General features: G+C 27.2%; 22 protein-coding genes and 1 pseudogene. 3 read left to right on the top strand and 20 right to left on the bottom strand.

The window, feature by feature from the left end; genetic code table 11:
• Window positions 1–89: 89 nt before the first annotated feature.
• The 15 genes from HF850_RS04830 to HF850_RS04900 all read right to left on the bottom strand — a co-directional run bounded on the left by HF850_RS04830 (window position 90) and on the right by HF850_RS04900 (window position 15145).
• Window positions 90–1319, bottom strand: a complete 1230-nt coding sequence (locus HF850_RS04830; protein WP_169104348.1) for a nucleotidyltransferase family protein — start codon at window positions 1317–1319, stop codon at window positions 90–92.
• Window positions 1320–1408: 89 nt separating this feature from the next.
• Window positions 1409–1600 (bottom strand): hypothetical protein, encoded by a 192-nt coding sequence (locus HF850_RS04835; protein WP_169104349.1) that lies wholly within the window; start codon window positions 1598–1600, stop codon window positions 1409–1411.
• A complete protein-coding gene (locus tag HF850_RS04840; protein WP_347564405.1) occupies window positions 1590–3188 on the bottom strand; it encodes a polysaccharide biosynthesis protein in 1599 nt (532 codons plus the stop codon). The genes HF850_RS04835 and HF850_RS04840 overlap by 11 nt, the downstream gene beginning before the upstream one ends.
• 109 nt (window positions 3189–3297) lie before the next feature.
• Window positions 3298–3882, bottom strand: a complete 585-nt coding sequence (locus HF850_RS04845) for a serine acetyltransferase (protein WP_169104350.1) — start codon at window positions 3880–3882, stop codon at window positions 3298–3300.
• Between the two features lie 38 nt (window positions 3883–3920).
• Window positions 3921–4934, bottom strand: coding sequence for a glycosyltransferase (locus tag HF850_RS04850; RefSeq protein WP_169104351.1), 1014 nt, complete (start codon window positions 4932–4934; stop codon window positions 3921–3923).
• Between the two features lie 64 nt (window positions 4935–4998).
• The gene (locus HF850_RS04855) at window positions 4999–6177 is read right to left on the bottom strand and encodes a glycosyltransferase family 4 protein (protein ID WP_169104352.1); all 1179 of its coding nucleotides are present in this window, start codon (window positions 6175–6177) and stop codon (window positions 4999–5001) included.
• Window positions 6178–6276: 99 nt separating this feature from the next.
• Window positions 6277–7140 (bottom strand): glycosyltransferase family 2 protein, encoded by an 864-nt coding sequence (locus HF850_RS04860; RefSeq protein WP_169104353.1) that lies wholly within the window; start codon window positions 7138–7140, stop codon window positions 6277–6279.
• Between the two features lie 14 nt (window positions 7141–7154).
• The gene (locus tag HF850_RS04865; RefSeq protein WP_169104354.1) at window positions 7155–8297 is read right to left on the bottom strand and encodes an EpsG family protein; all 1143 of its coding nucleotides are present in this window, start codon (window positions 8295–8297) and stop codon (window positions 7155–7157) included.
• Window positions 8278–9525, bottom strand: a complete 1248-nt coding sequence (locus HF850_RS04870) for a glycosyltransferase family 4 protein (protein WP_169104355.1) — start codon at window positions 9523–9525, stop codon at window positions 8278–8280. The genes HF850_RS04865 and HF850_RS04870 overlap by 20 nt, the downstream gene beginning before the upstream one ends.
• 15 nt (window positions 9526–9540) lie before the next feature.
• Complete coding sequence (locus tag HF850_RS04875) at window positions 9541–10647, bottom strand: glycosyltransferase (RefSeq protein ID WP_169104356.1); 1107 nt, start codon at window positions 10645–10647, stop codon at window positions 9541–9543.
• An 18-nt stretch (window positions 10648–10665) separates the two neighbouring features.
• Window positions 10666–11712: a mannose-1-phosphate guanylyltransferase gene (locus HF850_RS04880; protein ID WP_169104357.1), complete on the bottom strand. Its 1047-nt coding sequence runs from the start codon at window positions 11710–11712 to the stop codon at window positions 10666–10668.
• Window positions 11713–11731: 19 nt separating this feature from the next.
• Window positions 11732–13081 carry a UDP-glucose/GDP-mannose dehydrogenase family protein gene (locus HF850_RS04885; protein ID WP_169104358.1) on the bottom strand — a complete coding sequence of 450 codons (1350 nt, stop codon included), beginning with the start codon at window positions 13079–13081 and terminating at the stop codon, window positions 11732–11734.
• A gap of 15 nt (window positions 13082–13096) precedes the next feature.
• A complete protein-coding gene (locus HF850_RS04890) occupies window positions 13097–13759 on the bottom strand; it encodes a sugar transferase (RefSeq protein ID WP_169104359.1) in 663 nt (220 codons plus the stop codon).
• Window positions 13760–13792: 33 nt separating this feature from the next.
• Window positions 13793–14461 carry a CpsD/CapB family tyrosine-protein kinase gene (locus HF850_RS04895; RefSeq protein ID WP_169104360.1) on the bottom strand — a complete coding sequence of 223 codons (669 nt, stop codon included), beginning with the start codon at window positions 14459–14461 and terminating at the stop codon, window positions 13793–13795.
• Between the two features lie 12 nt (window positions 14462–14473).
• On the bottom strand, window positions 14474–15145 hold the full coding sequence (locus HF850_RS04900) for a Wzz/FepE/Etk N-terminal domain-containing protein (protein WP_169104361.1): 672 nt from the start codon (window positions 15143–15145) through the stop codon (window positions 14474–14476).
• A gap of 517 nt (window positions 15146–15662) precedes the next feature.
• On the opposite strand from HF850_RS04900, the gene HF850_RS04905 reads away from it, so the two are divergent.
• Window positions 15663–15950: a C-GCAxxG-C-C family protein gene (locus HF850_RS04905; RefSeq protein WP_347564406.1), complete on the top strand. Its 288-nt coding sequence runs from the start codon at window positions 15663–15665 to the stop codon at window positions 15948–15950.
• Window positions 15951–16076, top strand: coding sequence for a hypothetical protein (locus HF850_RS16110; protein ID WP_347564407.1), 126 nt, complete (start codon window positions 15951–15953; stop codon window positions 16074–16076).
• A gap of 81 nt (window positions 16077–16157) precedes the next feature.
• Here the strand turns inward: HF850_RS16110 and HF850_RS04910 are convergent, their stop codons facing one another.
• The 3 genes and pseudogenes from HF850_RS04910 to HF850_RS04920 form a co-directional block, all read right to left on the bottom strand.
• On the bottom strand, window positions 16158–17318 hold the full coding sequence (locus HF850_RS04910; protein ID WP_169104362.1) for an acyltransferase: 1161 nt from the start codon (window positions 17316–17318) through the stop codon (window positions 16158–16160).
• A 29-nt stretch (window positions 17319–17347) separates the two neighbouring features.
• The gene (locus HF850_RS04915; protein WP_169104363.1) at window positions 17348–17515 is read right to left on the bottom strand and encodes a hypothetical protein; all 168 of its coding nucleotides are present in this window, start codon (window positions 17513–17515) and stop codon (window positions 17348–17350) included.
• 11 nt (window positions 17516–17526) lie between these two features.
• A pseudogene (locus tag HF850_RS04920) lies at window positions 17527–17937 on the bottom strand (DUF554 domain-containing protein); the annotation flags it as partial.
• A gap of 192 nt (window positions 17938–18129) precedes the next feature.
• Between HF850_RS04920 and rpsD the strand changes: the two are divergent.
• On the top strand, window positions 18130–18729 hold the full coding sequence (gene rpsD, locus HF850_RS04925; protein WP_169104364.1) for a 30S ribosomal protein S4: 600 nt from the start codon (window positions 18130–18132) through the stop codon (window positions 18727–18729).
• 290 nt (window positions 18730–19019) lie between these two features.
• Here the strand turns inward: rpsD and HF850_RS04930 are convergent, their stop codons facing one another.
• Both HF850_RS04930 and HF850_RS04935 read right to left on the bottom strand, forming a co-directional pair.
• Entirely contained in the window at window positions 19020–19511 is a 492-nt protein-coding gene (locus tag HF850_RS04930) for a MogA/MoaB family molybdenum cofactor biosynthesis protein (RefSeq protein ID WP_169104365.1), read from the bottom strand.
• The gene (locus HF850_RS04935) at window positions 19499–19933 is read right to left on the bottom strand and encodes an MOSC domain-containing protein (protein ID WP_169104439.1); all 435 of its coding nucleotides are present in this window, start codon (window positions 19931–19933) and stop codon (window positions 19499–19501) included. The genes HF850_RS04930 and HF850_RS04935 overlap by 13 nt, the downstream gene beginning before the upstream one ends.
• Window positions 19934–19943 lie beyond the last annotated feature (10 nt).

Raw genomic sequence — 19943 nt, forward strand, 5'->3', positions numbered from 1 at the left:
TTGTGTAAACATCTCTGTTGGGTTTATTGTAGCACTTATATTCCGTAAGCGATAGGCGTCTATTTTTTTACGCTTACATTTAATCTTATCTAATACGGTAATTCAAAAGTTTCTATTACAGAAATTCTAAGTTTCAAAATCTTAATAGAATTAACCATTATTTTTATCATATTGAACAAACCATATTTAATTAAATATTGATTTATAAATCTATCAACCCACGCAAATATAATAAAATAACTATTTTTTCTTATATATTCATATTTATTAGGATATTTCATAAGTAAATATTCACCCTTAGGACAAATAAATAAAATTATTCTTTTAAGTATTGCTCTTTCTTCTTTGTGATGATTTCTGCTTTTAAATAATATATCATAATCAGGGTTTAGCTGTTTTTTTCCATGAACGCCTACATTCATTATATTGTCAATAAAAATATCTATATCCTTTTTAGTAATATTATTATTTAAAAAAATTTCAGGTATTTCAATATCAAGTAATTTATTTGTTACCATCATTATACCTTCAGTATATTTAAGAAGTTCATATCTACATAATTCATTTTTTAATTCAGCCCAATTAATATCATCATAATTTTCTTTAATAAATAATGCAAAATCATATATTAACCTAATACCAAACCCATAATATTTAGTATGAGTTGCCATATGTAATATCTGATGTATTATAAAATCTTTATTACTTAATGTCTTTGTTATTACTCCTTCTATTTCAGTTTCAATTGAATTATTCCATAAATTTTCTTCAAATTGAGAAAAATCAACACCAATAAAACCACTATTTCCAAGTTTATGATGAAGTTCTATTTCTAAAGTGTTTGGTTTAACAAATGCTTCATGAATATCGTTACTATGTCCATTAAATGTATAACCACATTCATTTAAACATTCTACTGCTTTGCTGTATTGCTCTTTTTTCACTAAAATATCAGCATCACTCATACTTCTTAATTCTGGTTTATGATACAACTTTCTCAAAACTAAGCCTTTTAATACAATTGCTTCAACACCTTCTTCATTAAATCGAGATAAAACTTGTTTAATTTCGCGTGTATGTTTAATCTGAATCATATTCGAAGTAAATACTTTCCTTTTCCACTCTTCTCGAAGATCACTATTTATAGTTCGAATTATATTTTTATCTAATGTATAATAAGCTAATGAATCAATATTTTGTTCATGAATCTCTTTAATTATATTTTCCCACGCATCACTATTAATTCTTAAATCTGTTATTTTTTCATTATTAATGGACTTTTTTAATATATCAATAAGAACTGTTTGTTCATAATTCATAATTAATCTCCTATCAATAAAATATTGTAATATACGACTAATAACATATTCTTAATTATCATTTACTAATTTTTTATACTAATTAGGGTTCAATTGATATTATTTAGTAATAAATATGATTTCCAACATAAATCATTGTTTATAAAAGGATATTGAAATCCTTCCTCATCCATCTTCATTGTGATGCATTCCTTAGCATAAACTTGTGCACATGAGCTACATCCACAACATTTATTTTTATCTAAAACATTAATCAACTTGATATCCATTCTAATTACCATTAATATTTAATAACCTACTTTTTAAAGATAACTTTCCTCTTGTTATCTTATCAGCCAGTTCGATACTTTGCATAAATTCAGAAGTTTTCCTATATGCTCCATAAAATATAATATTAGGAACAACGCAACATATCAATCCTTTCACAATTATCTCTATCCAATCAGATAAATTTACTAAATCACAAATTAAGTATGTTATTAAGCATCCAATAAAACAAACTATTGTATATAAACAAATATTCTTTAGATATCCCCTTAAATAACTTTTTTCAAATAAAATCGTAAATAAATTGTATAAAAGCCAAGGAATTTCTACTAAAATCGTTGCTAATACTGTAGAAATCATTACTCCATAGATTCCTATAATATTGACCAAAATTAAATTAAGTCCCAAATTTACTAATGCAGCAATTAATGGGCGAAAGCGATCTTCATGCCATATTCCAGCTGCATCCTTATACATATTTAATAATTTATTAATTTCATATACAAAATAATAAATACATAAACAAATTACTGCAGTAAAATCTAATTCATATTGTTCACCAACCCATATTTTAATGAATGGTTGATAAAGACACAAGAGGCAACATGTACAGAAGCCTGCTATCCATGCAATAATGAACGTAAATTTTTTTAAGTCATTGAAATTTTTTTCTTTTGTTTCAACTATAATACTGTTTCCAATCCCCGCCACACATGAATTGAATATAATTGACACAAACATTATTATTGAGTTTAGAATATAAAAATAATTTTGATATACTGCCAACATAGTCAATCCTAAAAATGCAGAAATAACAATTGTATCTGAAGAATTTAAAATTACTCCTCCTATTTTTGATGTAAAAAGATCTCTAACTCTTCTATTTATTTTTTTAATTTCATTCTTTTCAAGTTCTCCAGTTGGATTATAATTGGGATACATTTTGCTTACTATTATCGCAGTTACAATATTAGTTAAAGCTTGTATAAATAAAGAAACTATCAAATACAAATAATAATTTCTTAACACTAATGTTAATATCTGAAACAAATATTGTATACTTGCCATGATTAAAGTAATTTTACTAGTTATATCATCTCTCTGATAAGCATTTAATAAACAATTTTTATATGCAAATAGCCAATATGTTAGAACTGTTGCACCTAAATTTAATAAATATAAAACATATACATTAATATCAGATGGAACTCCTCCTGATATTAATCGAGGGATGAATGGAAGTAATATCACTCCAAAAATTGCTATAACTAATCCTATAATTCTATAATATAGTTTATATAATTTCATTAATGCACATATTTGTTTAGTATCATCGTCAACTATAGGCTTGTATATACTATAAACCATAGCACTCCCCACACCGAGTTCAGCAAGATTCAAAACTTGAAGAATTGAAACAAACAAACTATTTAGCCCAAGATACTGAACCCCTAATAAATATAGCATTGCTGTTCTCATTATAAATGGCATTATTATTTGATATATTTTTAAAATGCCTCCAAACATAATATTCCTAGTTGCATTTTTTGTACGTTCTATTTTCCCCATAATCTTCTCATCTTTCTTATTAATATTAATCACTATATCTTTCTATATTTTCAACTAACTTAACTATTATACTAATACTATTTAATACATTTGGTTCTATTAATATTAGATGAATTATTTTCTTACTAACTAAATCTCCTCTTTAATAATCTCCATATATCACAATCGATGGTCTGTATGATAATATTTTAGCTGGACTTCCCGCAACAGTCATATTGCTAGGAATACTTTTAGTAACAACTGAATTTGCACCTATTGTTACATCTCCAATTATTTTAGCACCTGCTCCAATAAATACATTGTTACCAATCTTTGCAACTTCATATCTTCCTTGATATATATTATTACCTATAGTAACTCCCTGTAGTATTTCACAATTTTCACCAATACGTACATGACTGTTAATAACAATTCCACCACAATGGGGTATTATTAGGCCTTTTCCAATCATACAAGATGATTCAATTTCAATACCATACTTCACTTGTTTATTTACTAATTTAATATGCGCAAGTTTATACATTATCTTATTAATGAATACATCTTTATTCTTCTTTTTCAAATAAAGATATTGGCATAATCTATAATATAATATAAATTTAAGTGTAGGCTTACAAATAAAATTAAAATATTCTTTAAATATCTGTTTTCTAGTATATTTAGTTCCAATATTTCTATATATATCTGCATACAATATGTTAAATAAATTATCTAAATTTAAAATCATTAATTTTCTCCTTGATATTATACTTATTAGTTAACATTCTAATTAGATTTAACCAATCTAAATTGCATCAACCCAGTTTTAATCAAATGCTTTAGTATATAGTAATTTATTTTAAATGATAACTTATTAAGTTTACTTTTAACATAGCTAACGTCATTATTTTTAACAAAATATTTCAACCCGCGCTTATAATATGTCTTATTAACTTTATTTTCTATAGTATTCATCATATTTACATACTCTCTATTTGTTAAAGATAATCCATTTGAATATAACATATCAATTACAGTATTTACTGATAAATAATAAAACCCTTCAGCCGCTTGTACAACATCATTTGAATATTTTCCACAAAAAAAATGTAACATATCTTCAACATTGTCAATTAGATCCAAATTCTTTAGATTAAATTTCTTTTTAGTAATACTATTACCATTTCCTTGATTATAATAATATAATTTTTCATTAACAAATGAAATTCTATTCGAATTACCTATTACTTTATAAAAAGTAGCAACATCTTCAAATAGCTTTCCTTCTGGAAACCTTAGATTATTAAATAAATACTTTTTATATAATTTATTCTGAGCATGCGATTTAAAATAAGAATGATTTAAATACTTTAATAAAGTATCTTCTCTATTTAACACTCCAAAATCTCTAAATTTATTATTACTAATATCTGTTCCATTAAGGTAATAATTCATATCACAAATAACAATATCCGAATTGTTTTCCTTCAAATTATTAATCATTTTCTCATACATATATTTATCAATATAATCATCACTATCTACAAACCCTATATATTCACCTTTAGCAATATCTAATCCACAATTTCTTGCTGAACTTAAACCTCCATTTATTTTATGAATAACTTTTATTCTATTATCTTTAAGTTTATACTGATCACATATTTTCCCACTATTATCTGTAGAACCGTCATCAATTAAAATAATCTCTATATCATAAAAACTTTGATTTATTATGGAGTCTATACATTTGCCTAAATAGTTTTCCACATTATATACTGGAACAATTATACTTATCAAAACTGTTCATTCCTTTCTTTCACCAAAACATTAGTACTTTTATTTAACCTTTACCAGTATGCTATCAGTCATATAAAATCTCATTCCATTGTTTCAAAATTTTTTCTCGAGAAAAATCTTCAGCTCTTCTGGTGGATTTATTAGCTAATTTTAATCTTTCATTAGAATTATTAATCAAATTCTTCATATTCATACTTAGAGAATCAATGTCTCCATTCTTAATTAATATTCCATTTGTTCCATCAATTATTTCCTTTGGTCCTGAATTATTAAAAGCTATTACCGGTAAACCACATTCCATCGCTTCAATTATAACCAACCCAAATCCTTCCCATCTCGAACTTGATACAAATATAGATGAATTTACATAGTACTGTTCTATATTATTTGAAAATGGTTCTACAAAAATCCTGCTTTCCAAATTTTTATTGTTTATCATCTTTAAAATTTCTTCTTTATCAGGGCCATCACCCACTAGCTTAAGTATCCATTCCTCGCATCCTTCACAATTACATATTCTTTTAAATGCTTCAATTAATAAATCTATACCTTTCTGATAAATAACTAATCTACCAACAAATAGAATAATTTTTTTATCACCTTGAGATTTCAATCTAGATTTAAAGCTAAGTGGATTATAAATTCTACAGCTGTCAATATTGAAATTATAGTCCACAAGTCTCTTATCATAATTAGTTAAAACAATATATTTATTCAATTTTGGCAAAGAATTCTTAAATAATATATCTTGATTCCAACAATATTTAAACTTATTTTTAAAATAAGCATCATACGAATTATGCTGCCATCCTATCAGTTTAGAATTCACTTTATCAGATATTATTCCAATTAAAATGCTGTAAAACCCCTCAACTCCGATTATGACATCAAAATCATTTTCATTAAAATATTTTATAAATTTATATCTAATATCAGCTGGTATATAAGCTTTTGATAAAAATTCTTTAAAAAATTCATTATTAAATATACCGCTATATTTATTTATGCCTTTAAACAACTTTCCAAATAAATTTCTAATCTTATTTGTCCGCCTAAGTTTAGAATTCATATCTATAGATACTTTTTTATCTAAATTATATAAGCTTCTGTCCAACTTATAGCTATCATCAGTACATAATATTGTTACTTCATGTTGTTTACTTAGTTCGCTAGCAATAACAGATACAACCCTTTGAACTCCTCCAGCATTAAAAATTGTATTTGTAACAAAACATAACTTCATTTTTTATTCCTTTCATTCTATATACTGCTAATATACTTAAACATACCGTTATAATTAATTTTATAGTATTCATACTTTATTCTTCTAAAAACATTATTATTACTTTAAGACACCTCTTTTTAGATAAAACTTATAGTGAAAACTTCTCAATTGAAAAATACTAATAATATAATCAAAAATATTTTTCACATTAGATTTATCCTTAAAAAATGCCTTTCTAAAGTCTTCTACAGAATATTCTCCATTTTGCATTTTATATATTCCTCTAAGCCTTAGCATAGTAGCTTGTAACTTTCTAATATCCTTATACTTCTCCAATAAAATATTAGTAGCTCTTATAGCTTTAGTGCAGTCCTTACTTATACTATTGCTCTGGATATAAACATCCACCAATACTTTCTCTATAATTCCAATCTTATATCTATTAACAAGCCTTATGGCTAAATCCCAATCTTGAAATCGCGGTAATCTATCATCAAATTTTTCTTTATAAAAACATTCTTTTTTTCCAAAAATAGTTTGAGTGCTTATAAAATTTTCTCTAAGAATCATATTCTTATAATTATTATTTTTTATCTTCTTAGGAAATATCGCTTCCTGTTCTCCATTTTTAACCAATATAAAACATGATACTACATCTAAATTCTTTTCAATTAAATATTTATATTGTTCTGCCAATTTATTACTTCTCCATTCATCATCACTATCCTGAAAAGCAATATATTCTCCTTTAGCTAGTTGAATACCATAATTTCTAGCATAGCAAGCTCCTTTATTTTCACTAAGTTTATAGTATCTAATCCTTTTATCATTGAATTTTTCAACTATATCTTCAGTATTATCAATTGAATTATCATCTATGATAAGAAGTTCAATATCTTCATAAGTTTGATTCAATATACTATTTATAGCTTTTTCTATACTATTGGCTCTATTGTATGTTGGAATTATTACTGAAATCATAATTATATCTCTCCCTATACTATAATATCTAGAATCGATCTATATGGACAAACCTGATCTATCCCTACAATCATAAAATTATATAAAAAATAAGCAAAACTATATGCTACAATATATAATCCTAAGAATGGTTTTTGTTTTTTTATTGAAATTGAATATACTTGTGGTAATAACAGAATATATGAGAAAATAAAATAATAACTTAATCTATATAACCATACATTTTTATTAGAAAATAATGATAATAAAACTTCAAAAATTGCTAGCGTAATTAACTTGTTGTTAATTTTGTTTGACTTACACAACTCATACTTTTTCCTATAAATGATTATTAGCATGGGTAATCTCATAGCTATTATTTTCCACATACTTTTGCTATTTAAGGGATTACTAGCATAAATATTATATCTAGCAAAATTATCTATCTTAATAATTAATCCAAGTATAAAGTCATATCCTATAAATAAAGAAAGTAAAAAAACACATATTATTATCTTATTCTTTTTACTAGAAATTTTATTAACTATAAAATATACTGGTATCATTATTACTGCAGTAATATGAAATAAACATGCTAATCCAATACACAATATATACTTTTTCATATTCTCTTTAACTAACATATAATAATAACCTATAAACACAAAAGACATAGCCATATATTGACGCATAATATTATAGGAACTCAAATAATACATAGTTAAAAACATAAACAAAGCTAGTGATTTGTTTATTTCTACTATCTTAATCTTTAATATTACATAATATATTATTGATAATGTTATGAATGATGTAATTGCAAATATCCACTGTGAATCTCCGCCCAACAAATTGTAAACAATTTCCAAAATTAATCTATATCCCAATTCACTAGGCATGAGCACATAATGACTCTTATTAATATTATATAAATACTCGTATCCATATTTATACATGTTATAGTCTGTTCCAATCCCATACCTCAAAGCTGATGGAAGCCATGCAATAATAAAGGATAAAATATAAAAAAAATATATACACATATTATTTTTTTTATAACTACTATTCCTATACTTTTTACCTAACTGACTCATAAGTGAAGGTATCATCACCATTAATGTTGATAAAGTTATAATAGCCAAATAAATTATAGTACTGTTACAATCTATTAGATTCATACTTTTGTTCTCCTGAATTGATAATTTCTTCATAAACTTTCTCTAGTAAATCGATATGTCTTTTCAAACTATATGGCTTTTTCCAATACATTGCATAACTATTTTCACTTAGTGTCCTTATTTTATTATCATCATACGTTTTGGTGATCATGGCACATAATTGGTCAGTATTATTGGAATCATAAATAAAGCCATTAATATCATCACATACTAATTCACGCCCATTACACTGCTTAGATACTATAACAGGTATACCTTTAGATTGAACTTCTAATATTGTCAATGGTAATCCTTCATACCACAAAGAGGGAAATACTAAAACTCTAGCCTTATTAATATATTCTTGAATTTCTGATTTACTTAACCATCCTGTTACTTTAATATTATGACTTTGTTCAATATCTTTTCGTAAATATCCATCCCCTATTATTACTGAGTTTAGATTTAATTTTTCAGTAGCTCTTATAAAATTATAAATACCTTTTTCTGCACTTAATCTACCTATGTATAGATATAAGTTATTCTCTTCTGCTAAGACCCTTTTTTCCTTATCTACATCAACAGGATTTGGTACATAGAATATTTTCTTATTAACAACGTTATCTGACATTATTTTAGAATTTGTTTTTCCTATCGTAATATAATTCGTATTTTTATTAGGCAATCCACATATATCTTTTTGTACTATACCTCTTACGTATCTCCAAATTTTATAGGCATAACACCTGCTATCACAATTAGTTATTAAACACTTTAAACTCATAGGATGCACATCACAAATTTTATTTTTTTTATAATTATATACACCTCCATTTGGACAAAAAGAGAAATAATCATGAGCTGTAATTACAGTGTTAATATCACACTTCATACATGCTTTAAATACACTAGCACTTAATGCTTTACTCAAGCCATGAATATGTACTATTGTTTTATTTTTATCCAACTTCTGTAATACTTTTAGTAACGTACGGTATGCTTTATTATTCCAAATACCATTAACTATTGCTTCTATCCTATTAGGATTATTTAAAATATCTTCCTGATTAATTTTAATTACATCAATATTTGAATCCTTTAATTCTTTGCATACTTCCCCTACAGAAGTAAAATAAATAACATTATGTCCCCTTTTTGATAGTTCTACTGCACTTGTTATCGCTACAGATGCATTACCACCATTTATATAGGCAAAATCATTTATAATAATAATGTTATATTTATCCATATCAATTCCTTTTAACTATATATTTTTCTTAAATAATAAGTACTTTTCTTCAATAAATTTTTTAATTTTTTCTTTAAAAACAGATTCATCAAATTTTTCTGCATGAGTTCTTATTACTTTCTTATCAAATTCCATTTTATAAAACCTGTTAACTGCATCAATTAAATCATCTGATGATTGCTTTTCAAAAAACACCCCAGTCATATTTTCAACAACAGTTTCTAAAGCTCCACCTTTTTTATATGCTATAACTGGTCTTCCACTAGCCATTGCTTCTAATGGAGTTATCCCAAAATCTTCTTCTCCAGGAAATATAAATGCCTTGCACTTTGAATAATAGTCTTTAATTTCCTGATCTGATTTTCTCCCTAAAAATTTAACATTACTCTTAGCCATAGATTCTAACCTTACTCTATCAGGTCCATCCCCAATAATAATTAATGGCAATCCTAATTTATTAAATGCTTGAACCGCTATATCAACTCTTTTATATTCTTGTAATCTACCTACCATCAAATAATAATCTTCATCAATATCTGAAAGTTCAAATAAGTTACATCTTACTGCTGGATGAATTACTATTGCTTCTCTTTTATAATGTTTCCTTATTCTCTTAGCAACATTTTCAGAATTTGCTATAAAGTAATCAACTCTATCAGCTGAAACATTATCCCATAGTCTCACAAAAGATAAAAAATGTCTCAATAACTTAGCTTTTATTCCTCCCTTTCCTGCCATTTTTTCTGCATATTCATGCGAAAATTCCCATGCGTATCTCATTGGTGAATGACAGTAACAAATATGTAACGTACTTGGAGGTGTAATTACTCCTTTAGCTATACATGAGCTATCACTTAAAACAACATCATATTCATTTAAATTAAAAGATTCAATTGCTGTCATCATAAACGGAAATAATCTTCTATGATTTTTTATTTCTTTTTTATTTTTTTGTAAATGAGATGTTATAATTTTAGCTTCTTTTATTGGAGAATCAATTTTTTCTCTATTACATATTGTTGTATATACAGGCGCTCCTGGAAATAACTCAATAAAATTAGACAATACTCTTTCCGCACCTCCCATAAATGGTAACCAATCATGTACTAATGCAATTTTCATATTTACCCCTTTCTGCATTTAAACTATATATCTATAATCTCTTAAATTTTCCATCTTTTCTTTGCTAACTATATAAATACTATCCTCTGTTTCCAATGCCATTACATCATCAATGCCAATCATTATAATTTTTTTACCAATATTTAAGGCTATATTTGATGTTGATTCAATTACTTTGGCATTTCCTTCAATTATATTGTTGAAATCATCTTTCTTTTTATATCTTTCAACAGACTTCCAAGTTCCAATATCATCCCATCCAATATCAGCAGGGAGAACATATATTTCATTTGATTTTTCTAATACAGCATAATCTATTGATATTGCTTTAGTGTCACTATATCTTTCTTTTACTAAATCACTTAAACTTGCTTCCTCTGCTGTTTGAATATCCTTTAATGGTTCATATATGTCTGGACAATACTCCCTAATTTGATTAATTATATTAGATGCTTTCCATATGAACATTCCACCATTCCAAAGATAATTTCCTTCATTTAAATAAAGTTCTGCCTTTTCTAAATTTGGTTTTTCTACAAATTTATCAACTTTTATAAAGCTATCTTCTTTTAATTTAAATGATTCCTGATTATATCTTATGTACCCATAACCAGTTTCAGGTCTATCTGGCTTCATTCCTATAGTGATTAATGCAGTTTCATTATTATCTAAAAATTTATCACAATCTAAAATAATATTTCTGAATTTCTCTTCATCCTTAATTAAATGATCAGATGGAAAAACAACTATAGATGCATCCTCGAATCTTCTATTTATTATCATAGAAGATAAAGCAATACATGGTGCTGTATTTCTTCCTTCTGGTTCAATTATTATATTTTCTTCAGGAAGTTCTGGTAACTGCTCTTTAACTAGCTCTACATAAGATGAAACTGTACATACAAATACTCTTTCAATAGGTATAATAGGCCTTACTCTATCAACAGTCATTTGTATCATTGTTTTCTTTCCTAAAAGATTTAAAAACTGCTTAGGCCTTTCTTCTGTAGATAAAGGCCAAAATCTTGTACCTTTACCTCCAGCCATTATTAATGCACATAACATACCTTCACCTTCTTTTTCTTTATTTAACTGTTGCTGCTATTTCTGCTTTCACACTTTCTTTATAATTTAACACTGCTTTTCTTCCAACTGAGTAATAATCAATATTTCTTTCTTCTACTTCTTTTAATGAATAACAATTTCTACCATCAAATACTATAGGAGTATTCATTAATTCTTCGAAAGAACTTAATTTAACATTCTTTATTTCATCCCATTCAGTAAATATAAATGCAACATCAGCATCTTTTAAAGTTTCTTCAGGAGTATTTACATATTCTATTTCTGTAGGGAATATTCTCTTAAAGTTTTCTTCTCCTACTGGATCATAAGCTACAATTTGTGCCCCTTCATCTAATAATCTTCTTACATTAGGTATTGATGGAGCTGCTCTTAAATCATCTGTTCCTGGTTTAAATGTAAGTCCTAATACAGCTACTTTTAGCCCCTTTAAGCTTCCAAATATCTTCTTAGCTTCTCTGAATAATTTATATTTTTGATTTTCATTAACTTCAATAGTTGCTTTTATTGTTTTAAGTTCATATCCATTATCATTTGCAAGCCAGTGAAGAGCTTTTGTATCTTTAGGGAAGCATGAACCTCCGTATCCTAAACCTGCATTTAAGAATTTATCTCCTATTCTTGGATCATAGCTCATTCCTTTTGCTACATCTTGAATATCTGCTCCAACTATTTCACAGAAATTAGCTATTTCATTTATGAATGAAATCTTAAGTGCTAAGAAATCATTAGATGCATACTTTATCATTTCTGCACTTCTTCTATTTGTAACAACTATTGGCTGATTGTATCTTTCATATACTTCTTTTAATATTTCTTCAGCATATTTAGATTCAACTCCAATAACGATTCTTCTTGCTTCAAGAGTATCTTTTACTGCTGTTCCTTGTGATAAGAATTCTGGGTTTGAAGCCACTTCAATATGAATTCCTTCTCTTACATTTTCCTTTAAGAATTCTTCTACTCTATCGTTTGTACCTATTGGCACTGTAGATTTAACTACTACTAAACAATCATGTTCTACATTTTCAGCAATCTGCTTACATACATTAAATACATAATCAAGATTAGCAGAACCATCTTCTCTTTCCGGAGTACCGACTCCTATGAATACTAAGTCAGCATCCTTATATGCATTTTTATAATCTAATGTAAAATCTAATCTTCCTTCATCATGGTTTCTCTTTAATAATTCATCTAATCCTGGTTCATATATAGGAGATATTCCCTTTTTCATCATATCCACTTTATTTTGGTCTATATCTACACAAGTTACATTATGCCCCTTCTCAGCAAGACATGCTCCTGTAACTAATCCTACATATCCTGTTCCTGCAACAACTATTTTCATTTCTTTTCCCCTTTTCTATCTTGCATGCTCGTCCCCAAATAGCACAAAAAATGTTTTAAATATAAGTTTAAAATCTAATAAAGTATTTCTTTCTTTTACATACTTAATATCAAGCTTCATCCAGTTTTCAAAATCAATATCGTTTCTTCCACTTACCTGCCAATAGCATGTAAGTCCTGGCTTTACTTTAAGCCTTTCAAGCATCCATTCTTCAAATTCCTTTACTTCATTTGGAAGTGAAGGTCTTGGCCCTACTAAACTCATTTCTCCCTTAAGGATATTAATAATCTGTGGAAGTTCATCAATACTTGTCTTTCTTATAAACTTTCCTACCTTTGTAACTCTAGGATCTTCCTTCATCTTAAACATAGGTCCATCCATTTCATTTTCCGCTGCCAGCTTTCTCTTTAGTTCTTCCGCATTTGCAACCATAGATCTAAATTTGTACATCTTAAATGGTTTTCCATAGTATCCTATTCTCTCTTGAGAAAATAATACTGGTCCTTTGGATTCTAATTTTATTGCTATAGCAACAATTAAGAAAATAGGACTTAATAGTATTAATGCTCCTAGTGAACACACTACATCTACAGTTCTTTTGATAAATTTATATCCTTTTCCTACATTTGCACCTTTTTCATCAATTTCTTTCCTTTCTTTAACAAATGCCTCAGTCATTTTTCCCCCTAATATATATTTATTTTTTGCAAATTAATTTGCAGAAACTTCTTCATTTACATAATATTCTTTATTCTTTCTTCCAGGTTTATCATTGTAGTTTAATACACAACCAATAATATTAGCTCCAACATTTTTAAGAAGATTTTTTGATTCTTTTATATAATTTATTTTAGTTTTATCCTTTTTAACTACTAATATAGTTCCATCAGCTTTAGCTGCTAAAAGCTGAGAATCAGAAACAACTCTTACTGGTGCACTATCTAAAATTATCAAATCATAACTTTCCTTAAGTTGTTCTATAAGATTTTCAAAAGCTTCTGAACCCAATAATTCTGATGGGTTTGGAGGAAGATTACCTGATGGAAGTATATCAATCTTGTTGTTATAACTTTTAATCATTTCCCCTATTCTTTTAGTCCCTAATAATACTTCAGAAAGACCATAAATATTTGATATTTTAAACATCTTATGAATTGAAGGTGATCTTAAATCGCAGTCAATTAAAAGCACTCTTTTATCACTTTGTGCAAATGCTAATGCAAGATTTCCACTTATTGTTGATTTTCCTTCATTACTATCAGAGCTTGTTACTAAAATAGTCTTAAGTTTTTTATCAAAAGATGAATACTGTATATTAGTTCTTAATGTTCTATATGCTTCTGATACAAATGATTTTGGTTTTTTCTCAATAACAAACATTACTATGTCCTCCTATGATTCAACTGGTATCTTCCCAATTACAGGAACATCCAATATTTCTTCTAATTCTTCAGCACTTAAGACTGTATTGTTCATATACTCAATAAAAAATGCTACAAGTATTCCTAGCATTAACCCTGCTAAAAATCCAATTGCTATATTCTTTACTTTATTAGGACTAACAGGATTTTTCGGTAAATTAGCTTTTTGTATAATTTGTACATTTCCATCTGGAATAAGTTTTCCTGATTCTTCAATAAATTCAGCAGTTACTGCATCTAACACATCTCTGCATAGCTCTGGATCAGTACATTTAAAGCTGACACCAATTATTTGAGTATCTGCTTTTGGACTTACAGTAAGTCCAGAACTTACTGCTCCTGGAGATAATTCAATGTCATTATTTTTCATTGCTTTTTCAATAAGATCACTTGTTTGCAATATTTCTGAGTACGTATTAAGAAACTTTTGATATACTTGAACATCATTCACACTATATTTTTGATTTTCAGCTGCTTCTTTACCTATAAATAATTTTGTACTTGAGACATACTGCGGTGTTATTACATAAAAACTTAAAAATGATGCTAATGCAGTAGCTATTACTGTAAAGCTAATTATCAGCACAAATCTTTTCTTCAAAATTTTAAATACATCACCAATTTCTATTACTCTTTCTTCCAATGTTTTTCCCCCACTTCTTTAATACATAAATTTGTAATTTTATATTTCACAATTGAAATATTTTCAAAAAATCAACATAAAAATATTCCAACTAAATTAAACTTAACCTATTTTATTGAATAAATTCTATTACATCACTTATTTTACTTTTTATGGATTATACATATAGATATTACCATTACGTTTTTCCTTTGTAAATACTATTTTTTTACTCTTTATGATTTTAAAACCTATATTTCAATAATAAAATCATAATAATATAGCCAAAGAATACGTTTTCTAAGCATTTATAAAAAATCTATTTAATTTTTTGTATGGCAGTCTTTCAAAGAACACCTGATAAAAGCACTTACAAAGGAGTAAAAATCTCAAAAAATTAATTTATTTCATTACTTTTATATCCTTACTAATAATCAAAAGATATTTTTCTAATTGAAAAGATAATAAGTAATATGTATACTTAAACTTGATTATATTTACATTAATTTTAATAATAATTTATTAGGAGGATTTATTTATGGAAAGTAGAATTGATATTGTTGCTGAAAAACATAGCAAAGGCTATAACTGTGCACAAGCTGTTCTTTGTACTTATTGTGACTTATTTGGAATGGATGAAGAAACTGCATTTAGAATTTCAGAAGGCTTTGGCCTTGGTATGGGTGCTATGCAAAGTACATGTGGTGCTCTTAGTGGTGCTATAATGTTAGCTGGCTTAAAAAATAGTAATGGTCTTGTAATGCCTGGAAGTACTAAAGCTTCTACTTATAAGTTAGTTAAAGAAATGGCTGAAGAATTTAAATAAATGAATACAACTACTGTATGTAAAGAACTTAAAGGAATTGATGATGGTGTTGTAAAAAGACATTGTCCTGGTTGTATTGAAGATGCTAGTAAATTAGTTGAAAAATACTTAATTGATGAAAAATAATATATAACATATTTTTTGTTTAATATGAAAAGAAACTGCTGTAATCTATCATAATTTAAATAGACTACAGCAGTTTCTTTTCTATGCCTTACTAATACAATTATACAAAATATCTTTCCACTTATTAATTAAATCTTTTGATGCAATATTTCTTATTTTATTCATATTCAATTTTGTTTTACAGCCTAAAAAGTATTTTGAAAAAGGTAAATAGCTTAATGCCCAGCATATCACTATGCTCTTTACTACTCCAATATACCAAAATTTAACGCTACATGACAACTGATTTGTTATAGCCATCTTAAAAGTTAAATCATTCAAAATAGATACATGTATTAAATAAGCTGGAAATGAGTATCTGCTTATAAATTTTAATATTGTTGAAAGATAAACAAATGATGTTTCAACGTAACTACATCCTATAATAAGAAGTAAAATTAATATACTCATGCAAACTGCATGTACAGGTAAGTAGTTATTAATAGTTTTAAATGTATCTGTAATACTTCCACCTAACTCTATATAATACTCATATCCTTGAAGTATTATATATGCAAGTAATAACTTGTACTTATTGTTTATGATTGCTTGTTTGATTTTTTCATAATCATTTACTACAAATGCACCTAATATAAAGTAATATGCATAATTTAATGGTGTATTATTCATAAAACGTACTTGTTGCTCACTTGGATTAGTAAAAAAGAAATTAGTCATAATTCCAGATATATTTATATCATTAATTATTATGTAGCATACTGTTAGAACTAAAAATATTCCTATCTTAGTATTTCTACTCTGTTTCTTAAGATGCTTATTTAAAAGATATATCAATGGGAAATATAAATAAATTCTTATTATCATAGACATATACCATAAATGATATTGTGAATCACCACTGAGTACACGCCATATTACAGTACCATCTATTTCTGTCCCTGTACATTTTAATCTATATATTGACCATATTGCAAAAGGCAGGAATAAATACTTTATCTTTTTAATATAGAAATCTTTTATATCAAGCTTATCATCATATCTATATAAAAGTGCTACTGCACTTAAGAATACAAATATAGGTACACCTGATCGTGCTACTACATATAAAAGCTTCGATATGTAAAAATCATTTATACTTATATCATCCCTATATGAAAAGCCTCCTATAGTATGCTGAATAACTACAAATAAAAATGCAATTCCCCTCATAATATCCAGTTCTAATAATCTCTTTTTTGACATTTTAAATTTTCGCCTCTTTTAATCTAATATTACATACTTGGTATTAGTACAAATATAAGAAATAGAATGAAGCTTACTATAACTATAAGTAATATAGCTGACACCATTAAAAGCAGCTTATTCTTCCTTATAATTCCTACTACTATACCAATTGCTAAAATAATTATCAATAGTAAAAGTAAAATTGTCAAACTCATCTTTTTTCTCCTTAAAAGAATTTCATAAGTATATCAATAATAATAGGAAGAAATATTGCTGGTAATAAATTTGCTACTTTAATCTCTGCTGCACCTATAATATTAAATCCAAGGCCTAATATTAATAAGCTTCCTATTGCCGACATACTTGTAATAACTGTATCTGTAAGAATAGTTGCTAAACATCCTGCTAATAAAGTTATAGTACCTTGATAAACTAATATAGTTAATGATGAAAGTATAACTCCTATACCTAGTGTTGATGTAAAAATAATTGAAGATACTCCATCAAGGACTGATTTTGCAAAAAGTGTTGTATGATTGCCTTGTAATCCACTTTCAAGAGAACCAACTACAGCCATTGCCCCTACACAAAATAAAAGACTTGATGTAACAAACCCTTCTGCAATTGATACTTTTTCTTTTAGTTAATTTAATAATTTAATCCTATATTTATTATTAATTTTTTAATGTCTAGTGTTTCACTCTGAAATAAATATAAATTTTAATAAATGATACTCATTTTCATTTACTTTATGAAAAAATTATGTTATATTATCTATGGGCTTAATTTTATCGCGGCAAATCTATAAGATATATGGAGATGATAAATTATGGCAAAAATGATGGGACCAAGATTTAAGAGATGTAGAAGATTAGGACTTAATGTTATTGGTCACCCAAAAGCAATGAACAGAGCTGATAGGGGTACTGCAAGAGATTCCAAGAAATTATCACCTTACGGTACTCAATTATTAGAAAAACAAAGACTTAGAGCTTATTACGGTGTAATGGAAAAACAATTTGTAAATTATGCAAGAAAAGCATTCAAGTCACCTGAACAAACAGGTTACGCATTAATTAAATTATTAGAATGCAGACTAGATAATATAGTTTACAGATTAGGCTTCGCAAATTCACTTGCTCAAGCTCGTCAAATGGTTGTTCACGGACATATTTTAGTTAATGGAGAAAAAGTAAATATCCCTTCATTCAATGTAAACATAGGCGATACTATTTCTCTTAGAGAGAAATCTCAAAAAAATCAAATGTTCGTAGACAACTTTACAGTAAATATGCTTAACGTATATCCTTACTTAAGCAAAAATGAATCAGAATTTTCTGGTGTATTAACTAGATTCCCAGAAAGACACGAAGTGCCAATTGAAATTAATGATTCATTAGTAGTAGAATACTACTCTAAATTATTCTAATAAATTTTTAGGTATTAACCAACCATAGAATTTACACAACAAACAAAAGTCAAATGGAGGCCTTCTCTCCTCCATATGATAAAACACATGCATATAAAAAAATCTATACTATTTATATAAGTATCAGCCAGTAAATTATATAAATAGAAATTACACAAAACTCCTAAGAAACCCAATATTCTTTCTATAGCACAGTAGAAAGAATATTGGGTTCTTTGTATTTTATCACTAATCTTTAATATAAATATAGAGCTAATCATTTTATCTTAGCTCTACATTTAGATATTTTATTATTTTCTAGCACAGTTTGATGCTGTACCCTTTAAAATTTCTAATCCATGGTTTAATTCTGAAACTATATACTCTAAACATTCATCAACTGCCTTTGGACTTCCAGGCATATTTATTATTAAAGCTTGCTTTCTTATTGCAGCAGTAGCACGACTTAGCATTGCTCTTTTTGTTATCTGCATGCTGAATGCTCTCATAGCTTCTGGTATTCCTGGCACCATTCTTTCAGCTATATCCATAGTTGCTTCTGGAGTCCAGTCTCTTGGAGAAAATCCTGTTCCACCAGTTGTTAAAATAAGATCTGCTATATCTTCATCAGCAATTCTCTTCATTTCTGCACTAAGCATTTCTCTTTCATCTGGAAGTATTACTTTATGTACAACTTCAAATCCATGACTTTCAACTATTCTTTTTATTTCTGGACCGCTTTTATCTTCTCTTTGTCCTGCATATCCGCTGTCACTTGATGTTATTATTGCTACTCTGTACATACTATGAATTCATCTCCCACTTTAACTTTTCCACCGTGTATAACTTTTGTAAATACACCTTCTCTAGGCATAATACAGTCTCCTACTCTATGGAATATTTCACATTCTGAATGGCACTTCTTCCCTACTTGAGTAAGTTCTAATACTACATCATTGCATTTAAATTTTGTTCCTACTGGGAATGTCTTAAAATCTAATCCTTCTACTAAAATATTTTCACCGAAATCTCCGTCTATAACATTTCCGCCTCTTTCATTAAATTCCTTTACTCTATCGTATGATAAAAGGCTTACTTGTCTATGCCAGTTTCCACCATGAGCATCATTTTCTAATCCATAGCCTTCTACTACATTACATTCCTTTATATTCTTTTTAACTGTTCCTCTTTTTTCACTTATACAAACTGCTATTACTTTTCCCATCATAGCCGTA

Source organism: Clostridium sp. SM-530-WT-3G, assembly GCF_012843905.1.
Taxonomy (GTDB): Bacteria; Bacillota; Clostridia; order Clostridiales; family Clostridiaceae; genus Clostridium.